This window comes from Salmonella sp. SJTUF15581, from assembly GCF_043356775.1.
GTDB lineage: Bacteria > Pseudomonadota > Gammaproteobacteria > Enterobacterales > Enterobacteriaceae > Salmonella > Salmonella enterica.
Map to the genome: position 1 here is coordinate 55882 of NZ_JBEUJY010000013.1, position 18391 is coordinate 74272.

The following is an 18391-nucleotide window of genomic DNA, read 5'->3' on the forward strand; positions in this document are numbered from 1 at the left end:
CTTGATACTATGTACCCAACTCCGCCGGGATATCAAAGAGAACATCGCCTTTCTTTGACTTACCCCGCAGCTAAACGCTTGCGCGGCTGTTTTCTGCGCTATTTTTTGGCTTCTCCGGCTAAAACCAGCCCGGTTGCCACCGCATTGCGTGGGCCTTCAGTACCCCGGATGTTGCCCTGCCCGGCGACAACGCCGTAATGCGCCAGCGCATCGGTGATCATCTGCGGAATTTCAAAATCCAGCGATGAGCCGCCTACCAGCACCACAAAAGTGATATCGCGAATCGAGCCACCGGGCGAGACCTGACGTAACGCGCGTAGACAGTTGGTCACAAAGACTTTCTCTTTGGCCTGACGGCGCACCAGACGAATCTTCTCCAGCGAGGTCTGGTTATCGACCGGGATCAGCTCGCCCTCTTTCAGATACACCACTTTGGCAAATACTGACGGGCTGAGCGGTTCACGAAAAAACTCCACCGCGCCGTTCTCGTGGCGAATGCTGAACAGGCTCTCCACTTTGGCCAGCGGGTATTTTTTAATTTCCTCTGCCAAAAACAGATCGCTTAAGCCCAGTTCCGTTTGAATTAGCAGACTGACCATATTCCCCGCCCCGGCAAGGTGTACCGCCTTCACTACGCCATCGTTATTGATAATGGCGGCATCGGTGGATCCTGCGCCTAAATCGAGGATCGCCAGCGGAGCGTCGCATCCAGGCGTCGTTAACGCGCCAGCCACAGCCATGTTGGCTTCCACACCACCGACTTCAACTGGGGTATTTAACCGGGCGCTTAGCTCGCTGGCGATAGCCTGCATCTGTAAGCGGTACGTCTGGCATCAGCGTCGTCATCAGATAAACCGGCGTCAGCGGTTCCACCTTGTCTGTGATAACGTCTTCCGGGAAGCATTCAGTGACGCAAAACAACGCTATGGTGCGCCACGCCTGACGGATGAGCTTCGTGCTCAGGGTTACCAGTTCAACGTGAAAACCGTGGCGGCCAGCCTGCGTCGGCAGGGGCTGCGGGCGAAAGCCTCGCGCCGGTTCCGTCCGGTCAGTTACCGCAAACATGGTCTGCCAGTCTCAGAGAATCTGCTGAAGCAGGACTTTTACGCCAGCGGCCCGAATCAGAAGTGGGTGGGTGACATCACGTATCTTCGCACTGGTGAAGGCTGGCTTTATCTGGCCGTGGTTATCGATCTGTGGTCGCGGTCAGTCATTGGCTGGTCGATGTCTTCGCGGATGACAGCACAGCTTGCCTGCGATGCGTTACAGATGGCGCTGTGGCGGCGTAAATGTCCGGAAAATGTCATCGTGCAGACAGACAGAGGCGATCAGTACTGTTCAACGGATTACCAGAGCTTACTGAAACGCCATAATCTGCGGGGAAGTATGAGCGCCAGAGGTTGTTGTTACGACAATGCCTGTGCGGAAAGCTTCTTCCATACGCTGAGGGTGGAATGTATCCACGGAGAGGACTTTGTCAGCCGGGAAATAATGCGGACAGCAGTGTTTAATTATATTGAGTGTGATTACAATCGGTGGCGTCGTCACAGTGCCTGTGGCGGTCTCAGTCCGGAACAATTTGAAAACCAGAACCTCGCTTAGGGTTGTGCCCATATTACGCGGGTAGGATCACAGTTCTTTCCTTCTGCCACAAGTTTTCGGGCATCATCACGACGAGAACTGGCATCTGCAAGTGTGATCGTCGGATACACACCCAGCGAGATCATTTTTGGCTTACCGGCAAAACGATAACGGAACCGCCAGCTCTTGCTTCCATTAGGTTCAATTAGCAATGACAACCCTTGCCCATCTCCGAGTGTATAATAGGCTTTAGTTTCAGGCTTAGCGCGGCGAATCTGCATATCGTTTAAAGGCATGTGGATAGGAATCCAAGACCGAACAGGAACATATACACAATCCTATACACATTCAGTGTCGGATTCTACTGGATGGTTACGGACGGTGATGGACAAAAAAGCAATAAAGTCGTTATAAATCAGTGTATTTATGGATGAATACGGACGTTTGAGGAACTTGAGATGGTGCCGATAATAGGAGTCGAACCTACGACCTTCGCATTACGAATGCGCTGCTCTACCAACTGAGCTATATCGGCCCTGAGAAGGGTGTGTTCACGCGGGTGAATCACGGGGTAGAAGGTTAAAACTAACCGGGCGGTGCGTCAATAGCCTTGCTACTCAACCGGCTATTTTTGCACCGCTCGTCATTAATTACGCACGAATCGTACCATCGCCAAAGCCTATCCACTTATAGGTGGTAAGCGCTTCAAGCCCCATCGGACCGCGGGCATGTAATTTCTGCGTGCTGACCGCCACTTCTGCGCCAAGCCCAAACTGCCCGCCGTCGGTAAAACGGGTAGAGGCGTTGACATAAACCGCAGCGGAATCCACTTCGTTCACGAAACGCGCAGCATTATGCATATCACACGTCAAAATCGCATCGGAGTGCTGAGTGCCATGTTCGCGAATATGGCCGATAGCGCCATCCATATTTTCGACCACCACAACGTTCAGATCCAGAGACAGAAACTCGTTATCCAGCTCTTCCGGTTTCAGCGGCACCAGTTTGGCAGGGCCATGCAGTACCTGCATGACGGTTTCATCCCCATGCAACGTCACGCCGCTCTCCGCCATCTGCTTGCTCAGCGCAGGCAAAAAGCGTTCTGCGATGTCCTGATGCACCAGCAAGGTTTCCACCGTGTTACAGGTGCTCGGGCGCTGGGTTTTAGCGTTGACAATAATCTTCAGCGCCGAGGCGATGTCTGCGCTGCTATCAACAAAAATATGGCACACGCCAATCCCGCCGGTAATCACCGGAATGGTGGATTGCTCGCGGCACAGTTTATGCAAGCCTGCGCCGCCGCGCGGGATCAGCATATCGATGTACTTATCCATACGCAGCATTTCATTGACCAGCGAACGGTCCGGATTATCAATCGCCTGAACCGCCGCTTCCGGTAAACCGCAAGCTTTCAGCGCCTTCTGAATGACACGAACGGTTGCGGCATTCGTGCGATGCGTCTCTTTCCCACCGCGTAGAATCACCGCATTACCGGTTTTCAGACACAAAGAAGCCACATCAACGGTAACATTCGGACGCGCCTCATAGATAACGCCAACCACGCCCAACGGCACGCGGCGGCGCTCCAGACGTAGCCCGCTGTCCAGCAGACCGCCGTCGATCACCTGCCCGACCGGGTCGGCGAGATTACAGACCTGGCGCACATCGTCAGCAATCGCTTTCAGACGCGCAGGGGTCAGCGCCAGGCGGTCCAGCATCGCTTCGCTCAGGCCATTGGCTCGCGCCTGCTCAATATCTTGTACGTTCGCGCTGAGGATACTTTCCATTTGCGCTTCCAGTTCATCGGCTATTTTTTCCAGCACGCGATTTTTTTCACCGCTGGAGAGCAGCGCCAGCTTATACGACGCCGCTTTAGCAGCAATGCCCATTTGTTCCAGCATATGCCTGTTCCTTATCGAGTAATCATGTCATCACGATGAACAGCGACCGGGCCATATTCATAGCCCAGAATCGCATCGATTTGTTGAGAGTGGTGACCGGCTATCCGCCGCAAAGCATCACTGTTATAACGGCTGACGCCATGAGCGATATCACGCCCTTGCAGGTTACAAATTCTGATGACCTCCCCCCGCGAGAAATTGCCCGTCACGCTTTTGATGCCTTTTGGCAGAAGTGAACTGCCACGTTCCAGCATTGCCGCGGTCGCGCCTTCATCAACCGTAATTTCGCCTGCCGGCGGCGCGCCGAAGATCCAGCGTTTGCGGTTCTCCAGCGGCGAGGCTTGCGCATGAAAACGGGTGCCGACGGAAATCCCCTCCATCACATCGCCGATCACGCCCGGTTTACTGCCTGAGGCAATAATCGTATCAATACCCGCGCGACAGGCTACGTCTGCCGCCTGAAGCTTAGTGCTCATACCACCGGTTCCCAGCCCGGAAACGCTGTCTCCCGCGATAGAGCGCAGCGCATCGTCAACGCCATACACATCTTTGATAAGCTCCGCCTGCGGATTGCTACGCGGATCGGCGGTAAATAATCCTTGCTGATCGGTCAGCAGCAGCAGTTTATCCGCGCCTGCCAGGATCGCCGCCAGCGCGGAGAGGTTATCGTTATCGCCCACTTTAATTTCCGCTGTCGCAACGGCATCATTTTCATTGATAACCGGCACAATATGGTTATCCAGTAATGCACGCAGCGTATCGCGGGCGTTCAGAAAGCGCTCTCTGTCTTCCATATCCGCACGCGTCAACAGCATCTGCCCGATATGGATACCGTAAATTGAAAACAACTGCTCCCACAGTTGAATCAGACGGCTTTGCCCTACCGCCGCCAGAAGCTGTTTAGAGGCGATCGTTGCCGGCAGTTCCGGGTAGCCGAGATGTTCACGTCCGGCGGCAATCGCGCCAGAGGTAACAATAACAATACGATGTCCCGCGGCGTGTAGCTGCGCGCACTGGCGGACAAGTTCTACGATATGGGCACGGTTCAGGCGGCGCGATCCGCCTGTTAGCACGCTGGTGCCGAGTTTTACGACCAGCGTCTGGCTGTCACTCATGATTCTCTGCCGTTCAAAATAAGAAATAAAGACCAAATGAACGTTTTAGCAGGACTGGCTCCGGTTGCCAACAACCTGTACGCGTAGCGTGAAATTTTGTTGCGCAGGATCAGCAAGCGTAGCGGCGGAATTTGACCATTTTATTACCGCAACAATTAAACATATTTTTTTAAAGGAATTCTCACTTTGTCATAAATCTTTCATTACCGAACGTTAAAAACCTTCCTGTTTTTTACCGGGTTTCCCGACAAATCATAGCGCGTAATTAAAACAGGAATGGAAATGAATAAGAGCACTCTGGCAATAGTGGTGACTATCATCGCATCAGCATCTGTTCACGCCGCCGAGGTTTACAATAAAAACGGTAATAAGCTTGATGTGTATGGAAAAGTTAAAGCCATGCACTATATGAGCGATTATGACAGCAAAGATGGCGATCAAAGCTACGTTCGTTTTGGTTTTAAAGGCGAAACGCAAATTAACGATCAATTGACCGGCTACGGGCGCTGGGAAGCTGAGTTTGCCGGTAATAAAGCCGAAAGTGATTCGTCCCAGCAAAAAACCCGCCTGGCCTTTGCTGGTCTGAAATTAAAAGATATCGGTTCTTTTGACTATGGACGTAACCTGGGCGCGCTGTACGATGTTGAGGCCTGGACGGATATGTTTCCCGAATTCGGCGGCGACTCTTCCGCCCAGACCGATAATTTTATGACTAAACGCGCCAGCGGGCTGGCGACTTACCGCAATACCGATTTCTTCGGCATCGTTGATGGACTGGATCTTACCTTACAGTATCAGGGGAAAAACGAAGATCGCGATGTGAAAAAGCAAAACGGCGACGGCTTCGGCACATCCGTGAGCTACGATTTCGGCGGCAGTGATTTTGCCGTCAGCGGCGCTTATACTCTCTCCGATCGCACCAGGGAGCAAAATCTGCAGCGCCGCGGTACGGGCGATAAAGCCGAAGCCTGGGCTACGGGTGTAAAGTATGACGCGAATGATATTTATATTGCGACCTTCTATTCAGAAACCCGCAACATGACGCCAGTTTCCGGCGGATTTGCCAATAAAACCCAAAACTTCGAAGCAGTTATCCAGTATCAGTTTGATTTTGGTCTGCGTCCGTCATTAGGCTATGTGCTGTCAAAAGGCAAAGATATTGAGGGCGTCGGCAGTGAGGATTTGGTGAATTACATTGACGTTGGCGCAACCTATTACTTCAACAAAAATATGTCCGCGTTTGTAGATTACAAAATCAATCAGCTTAATAGCGATAACACGTTAGGCATTAATGACGATGATATTGTGGCAATAGGGTTGACCTACCAGTTCTGATAAGTCGCATTGTGCCTGATGGCGCTACGCCATCAGGCATGACAGCAGGGTTATGCCGACAGTTTTACCGGCTCGTCGTTGAAATCGTCAGACGGCTCCAGCGCCAGCTCCATAGAAATCAGCAGGTCGCGTAGCTTTTCATGAAACTCGCGTAGCGTGTATTCCAGTCGCTCCACCACTTCGGTTTCGTTAATCGGCACTGCGGTCCAGTTGCCCTCTTTATCAAACAAACCAAACTGATAACGATAAGTGAAGCGTTTCTCTTGTGCTTCCAGCTCCATCCACCAGCCCCAAAATTCACGCTTCTCTGGCGCGGGCTTCACGTTGACGCAAACTGCCAGGCAATCGAAAAAAAAACGATTGTCTTCGCACTGCCCTTCCCGGATATAGGGGCCAAGCGCGGTAAATTTCTTGATCAATCTACTTTTCGGGTGTCCACTCGGTAACGTCATTGCGATCTCCTTTAATGAAGCAACTGTTTTACCAAATCAATAGAATTTATCAATCTATTAACACAATCTATGATTAATCCAGTCGGTAATTTCTTGCAGCGCGCGGTCAAAATTGCGGTACACCGGGTTAAAAGGGATCTCTATCAGCTTACCGTCTGAAGATGATGTTGTAATTAAGCGAGACTCTTCTTCCGGGCTGAAAGGATCGTTTTTCCAGAAGCCGGAAAGCATTGGCGTAGGACAACGTCTGCCCAGTAGCCCCTGTACTTTCAACGAATAGCGATTGAGCTCCACACGCAGCGCCTCATCCGAAGCATCATGCATACCCAGACGGCTGGCCAGCACATCCAGATACATCTCCGGCACCGTGCTCTGTCGTTGCGGATCGCTAAGTAGCGCATGGACCACCGGCCCCAGGCAAGCCACCGCTTTCAAACGCGGCGCTTCCAGATAGGCCAGACGCACCGCAACGTTGGCGCCAAAACGGAAACCAAACGCCGCAACACGGGTATGATCCACCCAGGGGACATTAGGAAGCGCTTTTAACACATGCTGGTGGAGCAAGCTGGAATCCTGGGTTAATTTCCACTTTGATGAAAACCCAACCGAAGGCATATCAAGCGTTAACATCGCGATACCGCGCGGCGCGAAATAGCGTTCATACAGGGTGTAATAGTCGGTTTGCATGGCGTCCAGGCCGCCGCACATGAGCACCGTCGGAAACGGACCATCCCCTTTCGGCATATGTAAAAACGCGGTGACAGGCGAACCGCCAGGAACGGCAAATTCCATTTCACGTAACGAGCCGGGCAACCGCTGCGCGGCCTCTTCATAGGCGCGATTCGCCAGCGCCTGCGCCTGCTCCGCCAGCTCATCGCCCTTCAAATGCGGGTAGGCGGCAATGTTATAGAGCGTTGAAGCATGAAGCCAGTAGCGTCCGCTGCGCATGGCGTCCTGTTCCTGACAGGCTTTCTGCTGCCAGTCCATCGCCTGCTTTGCCCACTCATAAATCCAGTTGCCGCCGCGGTAACCGATGACCGTATCGTATAAATCATCATCCGTTCGCTCTGCGTCGCTCATCACAATGCGCGCCTGCACATCAAGGATTTCTCGTGGATCAACGCCGCGCCAAATCCACATCAGGCGGTTTATCATGCGGTACCAGTGCGGGACGTTCTTACCGTCCAGCGCGGATTGCATGGGCGGCTGCGACCCACGATTGAACCGACGGACAAGGGTAGACGTTTCAGTATGTTTAAAGCGGGGTTTGAACAGGGTTTCGCTGAGGTTAGCCTGTGTCATTCGTGCAGCCTCCTTGGATACTCATAGAGGCTTATTGTAACCAATAAAACAGCGCCCGGCATTGCCGGGCGCTCTGAAAAGCTGCTGATTAACGACCTGAAATCGGCGGTACAAATACCACACCCATATCCCAGGGCTGTTCAATCCAGGTGTTCTGAGGAATATCAATAACATAATCATCAACCAGCGGACGGCCCGCCGGTTTAGCGAAAATCGTGACGAAATGCGCTTTAGGGTACATTTCGCGAATCGCGACGGCGGTGCCGCCGGTATCGACCAGATCGTCGATGACGATAAAGCCTTCGCCGTCGCCTTCTGCACGTTTCAGCACTTTCAGTTCGCGCTGGTTATCGTGATCGTAGCTGGAGATGCATACGGTATCGACATGACGAATGCCCAATTCACGCGCCAGTAGTGCGCCCGGTACAAGGCCGCCACGACTTACGGCAATAATGCCTTTCCATTGTTCTGAAGGCATGAGGCGGCTCGCCAGTTTGCGTGCGTGAATCTGCAACATGTCCCAGGTGACGACGTATTTTTCGCTCATGTGAAGTGTCCCAGCCTGTTTATCTACGGCTTAAAAAGTGTTCGAGGGGGAAATAGTTGCGCGAGATTATAGAGACCTGACGCGCTAAAAACCAGTGTTTAGCGGAATCCACGCCTCTTTTTGAATGCTTTATACTACCCGCAGGCGGAGAAAGTGGTATTCTCAGTCGCATCTCGTAAGAGTTATCAATTCCGCTAACCCTGTGGCCTGTAAGAACGTTTTTCAGACCACCGCCAAGGAGACTTATCGTGTCTGAACTGTCTCAGTTATCACCACAACCTTTGTGGGATATTTTTGCCAAAATCTGTTCTATTCCTCACCCGTCCTATCACGAAGAGCAACTCGCGGAACATATTGTGAGTTGGGCCAAAGAGAAAGGCCTTTACGTGGATCGCGACCAGGTCGGTAATATTCTGATCCGTAAGCCCGCCACTGCAGGTATGGAAAATCGCAAGCCGGTCGTTTTACAGGCGCATCTGGATATGGTGCCGCAAAAAAATAGCGACACCGTTCACGACTTCACTACAGATCCTATCCAGCCTTATATTGATGGCGAATGGGTTAAAGCGCGCGGTACTACGCTCGGCGCCGACAATGGTATTGGAATGGCTTCTGCGTTAGCGGTACTGGCTGATGATAATGTCGTCCATGGCCCGCTGGAAGTGCTGCTGACCATGACCGAAGAAGCCGGCATGGATGGCGCGTTCGGCCTCCAGTCCGGCTGGTTGCAGGCCGACATCCTGATCAACACCGACTCTGAAGAAGAAGGTGAGATCTATATGGGCTGCGCAGGCGGCATCGATTTTACCTCTAATCTGCCGTTGACCCGTGAAGCTGTACCCGCAGGATTTGCATGCTTTAAGCTAACCCTGAAAGGCCTGAAAGGCGGCCACTCCGGTGGTGAAATTCACCTCGGCCTTGGCAATGCCAACAAATTGCTGGCGCGTTTTCTGGCCGGGCACGCAGAAGAACTGGATCTGCGTCTGATCGATTTCAACGGCGGCACGCTGCGTAACGCGATTCCGCGCGAAGCGTTCGCTACCCTCGCCGTTGCCGCAGACAACGTAGGCGCTCTGAAAACGTTAGTGAACGCTTACCAGGATATTCTGAAAAACGAACTGGCGGAAAAAGAGAAAAACCTGACGCTGCAACTCAATGAGGTTGCCAGTGATAAAGCCGCATTGACCGCGCCGTCACGCGATACCTTTGTGCGCCTGCTGAACGCAACGCCGAACGGCGTGATCCGCAATTCAGACGTGGCGAAAGGCGTAGTGGAAACATCGCTGAACGTTGGCGTGGTCACAATGTCCGATGCGAATGTCGAAATTCACTGCCTGATTCGCTCTCTAATCGACAGCGGTAAAGATTATGTGGTGAGTATGCTGGATTCGCTGGGCAAGCTGGCTGGCGCGAAAACCGAAGCAAAAGGCAGCTATCCTGGCTGGCAGCCCGATGCGAACTCGCCGGTCATGCACCTGGTGCGGGAAACCTATCAGCGTCTGTTCAACAAGACACCGAACATCCAGATTATCCACGCCGGCCTGGAATGCGGTCTGTTTAAGAAACCCTATCCGGATATGGACATGGTTTCTATTGGGCCTACCATTACCGGACCTCACTCTCCGGATGAGCAGGTACATATCGAAAGCGTCGGCCACTACTGGACTCTGCTGACCGAATTGCTGAAAGCGATTCCTGCGAAGTAAGAAAGCGCTAAAATGCCCGTCCCATTTCTGGACGGGCTAGCAATATGGAATATCGGGTATCCATTGCCAGATAAGCTCTCCTGGATGCGCTGAATAGCGCTGCGGCTACACGCGAATAGCCGGACAGCCCTATAACAGCGCCGGTAACACCGAATTATTGTGGCGTAAACGCCATTCCTTTAAATATCCGTAGCGGATTGCCGCGCTCAATCTGATGATGGAACAGACGCCTTTCAGACTTCAACGCCGCACACTCATTTTGCCGTTGCTGTTCCAGCCGCCAGGCAATCAGCAGCCGGGCCAGACGCTTATTCGCATGTTGACTGCGCTCCGACTGAACCTTCACGCTAATCCCGCTCGCCAGGTGCGTGGCCCGCACTGCCGAGTCGGTTTTATTAACGTGCTGCCCACCCGGGCCGGAAGAGCGCAGAGTCTCGAAACGAATCTCATCAGACTGTATGTGTTCGTCGGCGGAAAAGCGCCCAATGCCGACGTACCAGTTTTTTCGCCCATGGTGCGGGCGATACGGGCTGGTACAAATCCACAGTAACGTGCCGCACCAACGTTCACTGAAAGCCATAGCTTTTTCGCCGTCCAGCGAGACCAGCGCGGAACGCAGCGTGTCTGGTAATCGTCCCGGCTCCGTTTCAAGCCGTGTCAGCGATACCTTTTCTCTGGCAGCTTCTTTCGTCAGACAATCCAGCGTTTTTTTTACCGCCAGACAACACTCGTCTGGTCCCTGCGCAGAAGAAAGTTGCAGTAAGATCATGCGCTTTTCTCCCCTGAGGTTTTCAGCGTCAGCACCGGACGCAGGCAGGCAACTGGCGTAATCAGTCCGGCGTCTGCCAGACAATCCACAACGCTATCGATGGATTTATACGCCTGCGGCGCTTCTTCATAAATGAGCTGGCGATCGCGGCAAATCACCCGGCTACCCATCCCGGTACGGCAGAGCTGTCGCGGGGTAAATTTTGCCGATAACCGGTCTTTACACTCGGTACGCATCCATTTGCGCCCCGCGCCATGCGCCAGGGAGAAGAGGCTCTCCTCGCTGACGACGGGTTTCACCAGCCAGCTATAATCGCCGCGCGAGCCGGGGATAATCACCAGTCCCTGCCCATCTGGCGTAGCGCCTTTACGATGCAGCCACCCCGCCTCACCCGCGACAGTACAGGGTTCAACGAAGTTATGCGCCACATCCAGCCGCGGTTCGCCCTCAGCCCTGAGCTGTTGCAGTATCCGGCGGGCAATCAGCGCGCGATTACTGCGGGCAAATGCCAGCGCATCGTCATGTTCTGCAAGGTAGCGGCGCGCATCGTCGCTATCTTCCGGCAAACCGTTATGCGAAAACGCCTCCACATGACGACGCAGGATAGCTTGCCCCAGACCGCGTGAACCACTGTGTACCAGCAGTAATAACTGCGTTTTTTGTAACCCCGACAAAGCGAACGAATCAGCATCGACGATGCGATCGACCTGCTGCAGCTCGGCAAAATGATTGCCGCCGCCAATGGAACCCAGCGCAGAGCGCCACGAATGATGCTGCATTGCGGCGGGGACATTCTCCTCCAGCCACTGCGCGTCCGCCACGTCAGGCAGCGACGCCAGCCGCTTCTCCAGTTTATCGGCGTTATATTTACGCCCTAAAATATCCGTTTGCCATAACGCCATGCCGCAGCCGATATCGTTGCCGACCAGCGCCGGATAAAAGCGTCCACGCGAGAAAAAGGCTGCGCCAATAGGATAGCCACGCCCCGGATGCAGATCTGGCATCCCGATAACGCGTTTCATACCGGTTAACTTAGCCGTCGTATATAATTGTTGGATCGCGGAATCTTCGATCCACAGGTTATCTGATGCGATAGAAAATACCACATCTGATAAAGGACGAATATAATTGCCCATATACCATTCCATATATGAATTAAAAAATCAGGAAATGGCAGACTAATCCAGGGCAATAAAAGAAAATTAATCCTGGAAATGTCTGCAAAGTGCGTTCAGAGAATAAAGTGTCATGATGAACCTCCTTTGCAGTTATTGAGAATGAGAAAACGCGGGTATAGTAATACTGAAATTTAGATGGCGCAATCGTAATAGTGATAAAATCTTAATAGCCTGACTTATAACCCTAACACCAACTGTCGTTCCAACTGAGGGTCGAGCAGCGTTACGTGTAGCCCCACCAGCCGTACGCCGCGCTCGCCGCGACGCTCGTCCCAGGTTTTACGGGCGGTGGTAATTAAGTCTTCTTTATTTAATTGCGGCCAGACATGTTCCTGAGTGGTTTGCTGAAAATCATTAAATTTTAATTTAACGCCCTGTCGGGCAATCAGTAAATCGGGCTTTACTATAGCCAGACGACGCTCCAGTTCCGGATATAAATGTTCAATAATGGCCTCGCAGTCCGACCATTCATGAATATCCTCCGCCAGAGTACGCTCAACGCCTACCGATTTACGCAGCCTTTCGCTGTTAACATCACGCTCGTCAATACCCTGACTACGCTCCCATAATACCCGGCCAAATTTACCAAAGCGTTTGAGAAGCATCGCCAGATCGCACTGTTGAATATCCCCGCAGGTTCTTAACCCCATATTTTCCAGTTTGGCGGCGGAAACTTTCCCCACGCCTGGAATTTTGGCTAACGGCAACGTTTTAAGAAAGCCGGGTACATCGGCTGGCGTAATAACATATTGTCCGTTCGGTTTATTGAGATCGGAGGCAATCTTCGCCAGAAATTTCACTGGCGCAACGCCGGCGGAGGCGGTGAGTTGCAGTTCATTGAAAATAGTCTGACGAATCTCCCTGGCGATCAGCGTCGCCGAACCATAACAGTGCGGGCTGTCAGTCACATCCAGCCAGGCTTCATCCAGCGAGAGCGGTTCAATCAGTGAAGTGTAGCGGGAAAAGATGTCACGTACATGCCGCGAAGCCTCTTTATAGGCGTCAAAGCGGCCAGGCAGTAAGGTGAGATGGGGGCACAGCTTTAGCGCCATGGCAGTCGGCATCGCGCTGCGTACGCCAAACTGGCGCGCAGGATAGTTGGCGGTACTGATAACGCCTCTTCGCTCACGACTCCCGCCAATGGCAATGGGGATATCGCGTAACGCCGGATTATCACGCATCTCTACCGCGGCAAAAAAACAGTCCATATCAACATGTATGATTTTGCGCATCGCTCGCCCCCACAATACTGTTTAAGTGTACAGTATGTTTTATTGCGCGCAAAGAGACATTCGCGTTAAAAATGCGACATATTCGAAGGTATGACGACGAAAGCGGCGGGAAAATTGTAAACGTACACACGGGGACTTGCGAAAAACTGCCGTGGTGCTAATGTGAGCGCTCCAAATCCAGATTACTCCGATTTGGGGACTCTTTTGCCGTTCTGGCGTGTGTAACCGTTTTATCAAGGAACAAGCAGTATGCGTAAAATCGCATTTTTTCTTGCGATGCTTCTGATGCCGTGCGTCTCGTTTGCCGGTTTGCTGAGCAGCAGCAGCCCCGTCACGCCGGTCAGTAAAGAGTATAAGCAGCAGTTAATGGGCTCACCGGTCTATATTCAGATTTTTAAAGAAGAGCGCACTCTTGATCTCTACGTCAAAATGGGTGAGCAATACCAGTTGCTTGATAGCTACAAAATTTGCAACTATTCCGGTGGGTTAGGCCCGAAACGCCGTCAGGGCGATTTTAAAAGTCCGGAAGGGTTTTACAGCGTTCAGCGCAATCAACTCAAGCCAGACAGCCGTTTTTATAAGGCCATCAACATTGGTTTTCCCAATGCCTACGATCGCGCGCATGGCTATGATGGTAAGTATCTGATGATTCACGGCGCCTGTGTTTCCGTCGGCTGCTATGCCATGACCGACAGCGGCATTGATGAGATTTTCCAGTTTGTCACCGCCGCGCTGGTCTTTGGTCAGCCGAGCGTGCAGGTGAGTATTTATCCGTTCCGGATGACCGACGCCAATATGCAGCGTCATAAATATTCATATTACAAAGATTTCTGGGCGCAGCTAAAACCCGGCTACGATTATTTTGAACAGACGCATAAGCCGCCAACTGTTTCTATCGTTGATGGACGCTACGTCGTGAGCAAACCGTTGAGTCACGAAGTCGTTCAGCCACAGCTGGCCTCAAATTATACGCTCTCCGAGGCAAAATAACGCCCATTCGCCTGGCATAATCTTTTGCCAGGTTTCATTCCCCGTTAGCGGCTGGGTAGCAATCACGGTAACCACGTCATTTGGCGTGGTCTGTGAACTGAAATCAATTTCCATATCCTGATCCACCAGCGTGGCTACGCCAAACGGCGCCCGGCGAGTGATCCAGTGCAAATGGGTTGAGCAAAACGCCATCACATATCGCCCATCTGACAGCAGCATGTTAAAAACCCCTTTTTCACGTAATACCGTCGCCAGTGTCGCAATATATTTAAATACCGCCGTCATGTTGCCCGGCGTGCGGGGATAACGCTGCGTTAATTTATGCAATAGCCAGCAAAACGCTTTTTCGCTGTCGGTTTCCCCCACCGGACGAAAATTACCGGTTTCCAGCGACTTATAACCGTTGAGCTGACCGTTATGAGCATAAGTCCAGTTGCGTCCCCATAATTCCCGGGTAAAAGGGTGTGTATTTTCCAGCGCCACTTCACCGCGATTAGCCTGACGGATATGGGCGATAACCGAGCAGGACTTGATCGGGTAATTCTGTACCAGTTTCGCAATCGGCGAATGGTAGCTCGGTTGCGGATCTTTAAACGTGCGACAGCCCTTTCCTTCGTAAAAGGTAATTCCCCAGCCGTCTTTATGCGGCCCAGTTCCGCCGCCACGCTGCACCAGTCCGGTGAAGCTAAAGCAGATATCCGTCGGCACATTGGCGCTCATCCCAAGCAGTTCGCACATACATCACCTCCACTAACGCCTTAAGCGGGAAGGCGTAATTTTTACAGCCAATCAAAAGTCAAAATATCAAAGAAAACAATATGCTATACCCTAAATAATTCGAGTTGCAGGAAGGCGGTAAGGGAGGAAATCCCCAGGAGCATAGATAACTATGTGACTGGGGTTTCTGAGCGCAACCAACGCACCTGCAGCTTGAAGTATGACGGGTATAGTTATTTAACCATCTCTTTTTCGATCAACTGAATCAAAATATGAATCACTTTGATATGAATTTCCTGAATACGATCGGCATAACCGAAGTGCGGTACGCGAATTTCAATATCCGCCGTTCCCGCCATTTTGCCGCCGTCTTTGCCGGTCAACGTGATCACTTTCATGCCTTTTTCACGGGCCGCGGCAATCGCTTTAATCACGTTACCAGAGTTACCCGACGTCGAGATCCCTAACAGGACATCGCCTTCGCGCCCTACCGCCTCAACGTAACGAGAGAAAATATAGTCATAGCCAAAATCATTACTGACGCAGGATATATGGCTAACATCAGAAATCGCAATTGCCGGGTAGCCCGGACGATTTTCACGATAACGACCTGTCAGCTCTTCAGCAAAGTGCATCGCATCGCAATGGGAGCCGCCGTTACCGCAGGAAAGTACCTTACCACCCGCTTTAAAACTGTCAGCCAACAGGACCGCCGCGCGCTGAATAGCGTGAATATTGGCGTCATCTTTTAAAAAATTAGCCAGCGTTTCCGCCGCTTCGTTCAGTTCGTTACGAATAAGATCCTGGTACATGAGGATATCCTTCAGCATGAATGTAAATGACAGTATGCAGTGTACCGGATAGCAGTACAGGCGAGAAGCATAAGCCGAATTAACGCCTCACGCTTTTGATTTTTCGTGCCCCCAAAAACGGCAACAATGTGAGCTTTGTTGTAATTATTTTGTAAACACATTGCTAAAAGATTTTACATCCACTACAACCTAATCATCACAAGTGGTCAGACCTCCTACAAGCAAGGGAGCTTTTCGTTATGATGATTTTGAGTATTATCGCTACGGTTGTTCTGCTCGGCGCATTGTTCTATCACCGCGTGAGTTTATTTCTCAGCAGCCTGATTCTGCTCGCCTGGACCGCCGCACTTGGCGTCGCTGGCCTGTGGTCCATCTGGCTGTTGGTTCCTCTGGCCATTATCCTCGTGCCGTTTAACCTCACACCGATGCGAAAATCAATGATTTCCGCACCGGTGTTCCGCGGCTTCCGTAAGGTCATGCCGCCGATGTCGCGCACTGAGAAAGAAGCGATTGATGCCGGTACAACCTGGTGGGAAGGCGATCTGTTCCAGGGCAAGCCAGACTGGAAAAAACTGCACAACTATCCGCAACCGCAACTCACTGCCGAAGAGCAAGCGTTTCTCGACGGTCCGGTAGAAGAAGCGTGCCGGATGGCGAACGATTTCCAGATTACCCATGAACTGGCGGATCTGCCGCCGGAACTGTGGGCTTATCTGAAAGAGCATCGTTTTTTTGCGATGATCATTAAAAAAGAGTACGGCGGGCTGGAGTTCTCCGCTTATGCGCAGTCCCGTGTACTGCAAAAACTGTCCGGCGTCTCCGGGATTCTGGCTATCACCGTCGGCGTTCCAAACTCACTCGGCCCTGGCGAGTTGTTGCAGCACTATGGTACGGAAGAGCAGAAGAATCACTATCTGCCGCGACTGGCGCGCGGCCAGGAGATCCCCTGCTTTGCGCTGACCAGCCCGGAAGCAGGTTCTGATGCAGGCGCCATTCCGGATACCGGCGTGGTTTGCATGGGCGAATGGCAGGGCCAGCAGGTGCTGGGTATGCGCCTGACCTGGAACAAGCGTTACATTACGCTGGCGCCGATAGCTACCGTGTTGGGCCTGGCGTTTAAGCTTTCCGATCCGGATAGATTGTTAGGCGGAGAAGAAGAGCTGGGTATTACCTGCGCCCTGATCCCTACCTCAACGCCGGGTGTGGAAATTGGTCGTCGTCACTTCCCGCTTAACGTTCCGTTCCAGAATGGCCCAACCCGCGGTAACGATATTTTCGTGCCTATTGATTATATTATCGGCGGCCCCAAAATGGCCGGACAGGGCTGGCGTATGCTGGTGGAATGTTTGTCGGTAGGACGCGGTATTACCCTGCCGTCCAACTCCACTGGCGGGGTGAAATCCGTCGCGCTGGCAACCGGCGCCTATGCTCACATTCGTCGTCAGTTCAAAATATCTATCGGCAAGATGGAAGGTATTGAAGAACCGCTGGCGCGTATTGCAGGTAACGCTTATGTGATGGATGCCGCCGCATCGTTAATCACCTACGGCATTATGCTGGGCGAAAAACCGGCGGTACTGTCGGCTATCGTGAAGTACCACTGCACCCACCGCGGCCAGCAGTCCATTATCGACGCGATGGATATCACTGGGGGTAAAGGCATTATGCTGGGCGAGAGCAACTTCCTGGCGCGTGCTTACCAGGGCGCGCCTATCGCGATTACCGTGGAAGGCGCGAATATCCTGACCCGTAGCATGATGATCTTTGGTCAGGGCGCCATTCGCTGCCATCCTTATGTACTGGAAGAGATGGCCGCAGCGCAGAATAATGATGTGAATGCCTTTGATAAACTGTTGTTTAAACATATTGGTCATGTCGGCAGCAATACCGTTCGCAGTTTCTGGCTTGGCCTGACCCGCGGATTAACGAGCCATACGCCAACCGGCGACGCCACGAAGCGTTATTACCAGCATCTGAACCGACTGAGCGCAAACCTGGCGCTGCTGTCTGACGTGTCAATGGCGGTACTGGGCGGCAGTCTGAAACGCCGCGAGCGTATCTCCGCGCGTCTGGGCGATGTGTTGAGTCAGCTTTATCTGGCCTCAGCCGTACTGAAGCGTTACGACGACGAAGGTCGCCACGAAGCCGACCTGCCGCTGGTGCACTGGGGCGTACAGGATGCGCTGTATCGTGCTGAACAAGCGATGGACGATCTGCTGCAGAACTTCCCGAACCGCGTCGTGGCCGGATTGCTCACCGCGATGATCTTCCCGACTGGCCGTCATTATCTGGCGCCGTCTGATAAGCTGGATCACGCCGTGGCGAAGATCCTGCAGGTGCCGAACGCCACACGTTCACGCATTGGGCGCGGTCAGTATCTGACGCCCGCCGAACATAATCCGGTCGGTTTACTGGAAGAAGCGCTGCGTGATGTCATCGCTGCCGACCCTATCCACCAGCGCATCTGCAAAGAACTGGGTAAAAATCTGCCGTTTACTCGTCTGGATGAACTGGCGCGCAATGCGCTGGCGAAAGGGCTTATAGATAAAGATGAAGCCGCCATTCTGGCGAAAGCGGAAGAGAGCCGCCTGCGCAGTATCAACGTTGATGATTTTGAACCTGAAGCGCTGGCGACCAAACCGGTAAAGCTGCCGGAGAAAGTGCGTAAAGTCGAAGCCGCATAATCAGTCTCGCGTCTTTCCTGCCCCGCTTTCGCGGGGCTTTTTCTTGCCGCTTTTTTATTATTGCTCATGC

The 18391-nt window shown here is 52.5% G+C and carries 14 protein-coding genes, 1 tRNA gene and 3 pseudogenes; 5 read left to right on the forward strand and 13 right to left on the reverse strand.

Translation table 11 applies throughout. The features are described 5' to 3' along the window. Positions 1-98 precede the first annotated feature (98 nt). A pseudogene (locus ABVN36_RS19275) lies at positions 99-821 on the reverse strand (diol dehydratase reactivase subunit alpha); the annotation flags it as partial. A gap of 1 nt (position 822) precedes the next feature. Between ABVN36_RS19275 and ABVN36_RS19280 the strand changes: the two are divergent. Next, positions 823-1602 (forward strand): annotated as a pseudogene (locus ABVN36_RS19280) (IS3 family transposase); the annotation flags it as partial. 17 nt (positions 1603-1619) lie between these two features. Here ABVN36_RS19280 and ABVN36_RS19285 read toward each other — a convergent pair. From ABVN36_RS19285 to proB, 4 genes and pseudogenes are all read right to left on the reverse strand, one after another. Next, positions 1620-1877: pseudogene (locus ABVN36_RS19285) on the reverse strand (Arm DNA-binding domain-containing protein); the annotation flags it as partial. A gap of 163 nt (positions 1878-2040) precedes the next feature. Further along, positions 2041-2116, reverse strand: a tRNA-Thr gene (locus tag ABVN36_RS19290). A 115-nt stretch (positions 2117-2231) separates the two neighbouring features. Next, entirely contained in the window at positions 2232-3482 is a 1251-nt protein-coding gene (proA, locus tag ABVN36_RS19295) for a glutamate-5-semialdehyde dehydrogenase (protein ID WP_023139058.1), read from the reverse strand. 11 nt (positions 3483-3493) lie between these two features. Next, positions 3494-4597, reverse strand: a complete 1104-nt coding sequence (gene proB / locus ABVN36_RS19300; protein WP_001285275.1) for a glutamate 5-kinase — start codon at positions 4595-4597, stop codon at positions 3494-3496. 282 nt (positions 4598-4879) lie between these two features. On the opposite strand from proB, the gene phoE reads away from it, so the two are divergent. Next, positions 4880-5932, forward strand: a complete 1053-nt coding sequence (gene phoE, locus ABVN36_RS19305) for a phosphoporin PhoE (protein WP_023139059.1) — start codon at positions 4880-4882, stop codon at positions 5930-5932. 50 nt (positions 5933-5982) lie between these two features. Here the strand turns inward: phoE and crl are convergent, their stop codons facing one another. The 3 genes from crl to gpt form a co-directional block, all read right to left on the reverse strand. Next, complete coding sequence (gene crl / locus ABVN36_RS19310; protein ID WP_000174693.1) at positions 5983-6384, reverse strand: sigma factor-binding protein Crl; 402 nt, start codon at positions 6382-6384, stop codon at positions 5983-5985. Between the two features lie 57 nt (positions 6385-6441). Continuing rightward, entirely contained in the window at positions 6442-7686 is a 1245-nt protein-coding gene (gene frsA, locus ABVN36_RS19315; RefSeq protein WP_000189588.1) for an esterase FrsA, read from the reverse strand. Between the two features lie 88 nt (positions 7687-7774). After that, positions 7775-8233 carry a xanthine phosphoribosyltransferase gene (gpt, locus tag ABVN36_RS19320; RefSeq protein WP_001292018.1) on the reverse strand — a complete coding sequence of 153 codons (459 nt, stop codon included), beginning with the start codon at positions 8231-8233 and terminating at the stop codon, positions 7775-7777. A gap of 248 nt (positions 8234-8481) precedes the next feature. Here gpt and pepD point away from each other — a divergent pair, with 248 nt between their 5' ends. Further along, the gene (gene pepD, locus ABVN36_RS19325; RefSeq protein WP_001292977.1) at positions 8482-9939 is read left to right on the forward strand and encodes a cytosol nonspecific dipeptidase; all 1458 of its coding nucleotides are present in this window, start codon (positions 8482-8484) and stop codon (positions 9937-9939) included. A 154-nt stretch (positions 9940-10093) separates the two neighbouring features. Here the strand turns inward: pepD and prfH are convergent, their stop codons facing one another. The 3 genes from prfH to dinB form a co-directional block, all read right to left on the reverse strand. Next, positions 10094-10708 (reverse strand): peptide chain release factor H, encoded by a 615-nt coding sequence (gene prfH / locus ABVN36_RS19330; RefSeq protein ID WP_001524786.1) that lies wholly within the window; start codon positions 10706-10708, stop codon positions 10094-10096. After that, complete coding sequence (locus ABVN36_RS19335) at positions 10705-11844, reverse strand: RNA ligase RtcB family protein (protein WP_000528890.1); 1140 nt, start codon at positions 11842-11844, stop codon at positions 10705-10707. Before ABVN36_RS19335 ends, prfH begins: the two co-directional genes overlap by 4 nt. Positions 11845-12062: 218 nt before the next feature. Continuing rightward, a complete protein-coding gene (dinB, locus tag ABVN36_RS19340) occupies positions 12063-13118 on the reverse strand; it encodes a DNA polymerase IV (RefSeq protein WP_001226204.1) in 1056 nt (351 codons plus the stop codon). 249 nt (positions 13119-13367) lie between these two features. On the opposite strand from dinB, the gene dpaA reads away from it, so the two are divergent. Beyond that, complete coding sequence (dpaA, locus tag ABVN36_RS19345; RefSeq protein WP_001225658.1) at positions 13368-14108, forward strand: peptidoglycan meso-diaminopimelic acid protein amidase; 741 nt, start codon at positions 13368-13370, stop codon at positions 14106-14108. On the opposite strand, the gene ABVN36_RS19350 is transcribed toward dpaA, so the two are convergent. Together ABVN36_RS19350 and lpcA are read right to left on the reverse strand one after the other, a co-directional pair. Further along, a complete protein-coding gene (locus tag ABVN36_RS19350) occupies positions 14079-14846 on the reverse strand; it encodes a class II glutamine amidotransferase (protein WP_000333387.1) in 768 nt (255 codons plus the stop codon). The two genes, dpaA and ABVN36_RS19350, sit on opposite strands and share 30 nt — an antisense overlap. A gap of 212 nt (positions 14847-15058) precedes the next feature. Next, positions 15059-15637 (reverse strand): D-sedoheptulose 7-phosphate isomerase, encoded by a 579-nt coding sequence (lpcA, locus tag ABVN36_RS19355; RefSeq protein ID WP_000284051.1) that lies wholly within the window; start codon positions 15635-15637, stop codon positions 15059-15061. A 239-nt stretch (positions 15638-15876) separates the two neighbouring features. On the opposite strand from lpcA, the gene fadE reads away from it, so the two are divergent. After that, complete coding sequence (gene fadE, locus ABVN36_RS19360; RefSeq protein WP_000973041.1) at positions 15877-18321, forward strand: acyl-CoA dehydrogenase FadE; 2445 nt, start codon at positions 15877-15879, stop codon at positions 18319-18321. Positions 18322-18391: the final 70 nt, after the last annotated feature.

What these genes read in the sequence shown, in the direction of transcription:
- gpt (WP_001292018.1), bottom strand. Translation starts at nt 8,233, where the DNA reads ATGAGCGAAAAATACGTCGTCACCTGGGACATGTTGCAGATTCACGCA.
- proA (WP_023139058.1), bottom strand. Translation starts at nt 3,482, where the DNA reads ATGCTGGAACAAATGGGCATTGCTGCTAAAGCGGCGTCGTATAAGCTG.
- crl (WP_000174693.1), bottom strand. Translation starts at nt 6,384, where the DNA reads ATGACGTTACCGAGTGGACACCCGAAAAGTAGATTGATCAAGAAATTT.
- proB (WP_001285275.1), bottom strand. Translation starts at nt 4,597, where the DNA reads ATGAGTGACAGCCAGACGCTGGTCGTAAAACTCGGCACCAGCGTGCTA.
- ABVN36_RS19350 (WP_000333387.1), bottom strand. Translation starts at nt 14,846, where the DNA reads ATGTGCGAACTGCTTGGGATGAGCGCCAATGTGCCGACGGATATCTGC.
- dinB (WP_001226204.1), bottom strand. Translation starts at nt 13,118, where the DNA reads ATGCGCAAAATCATACATGTTGATATGGACTGTTTTTTTGCCGCGGTA.
- lpcA (WP_000284051.1), bottom strand. Translation starts at nt 15,637, where the DNA reads ATGTACCAGGATCTTATTCGTAACGAACTGAACGAAGCGGCGGAAACG.
- prfH (WP_001524786.1), bottom strand. Translation starts at nt 10,708, where the DNA reads ATGATCTTACTGCAACTTTCTTCTGCGCAGGGACCAGACGAGTGTTGT.
- frsA (WP_000189588.1), bottom strand. Translation starts at nt 7,686, where the DNA reads ATGACACAGGCTAACCTCAGCGAAACCCTGTTCAAACCCCGCTTTAAA.
- dpaA (WP_001225658.1), top strand. Translation starts at nt 13,368, where the DNA reads ATGCGTAAAATCGCATTTTTTCTTGCGATGCTTCTGATGCCGTGCGTC.
- ABVN36_RS19335 (WP_000528890.1), bottom strand. Translation starts at nt 11,844, where the DNA reads ATGGGCAATTATATTCGTCCTTTATCAGATGTGGTATTTTCTATCGCA.
- fadE (WP_000973041.1), top strand. Translation starts at nt 15,877, where the DNA reads ATGATGATTTTGAGTATTATCGCTACGGTTGTTCTGCTCGGCGCATTG.
- phoE (WP_023139059.1), top strand. Translation starts at nt 4,880, where the DNA reads ATGAATAAGAGCACTCTGGCAATAGTGGTGACTATCATCGCATCAGCA.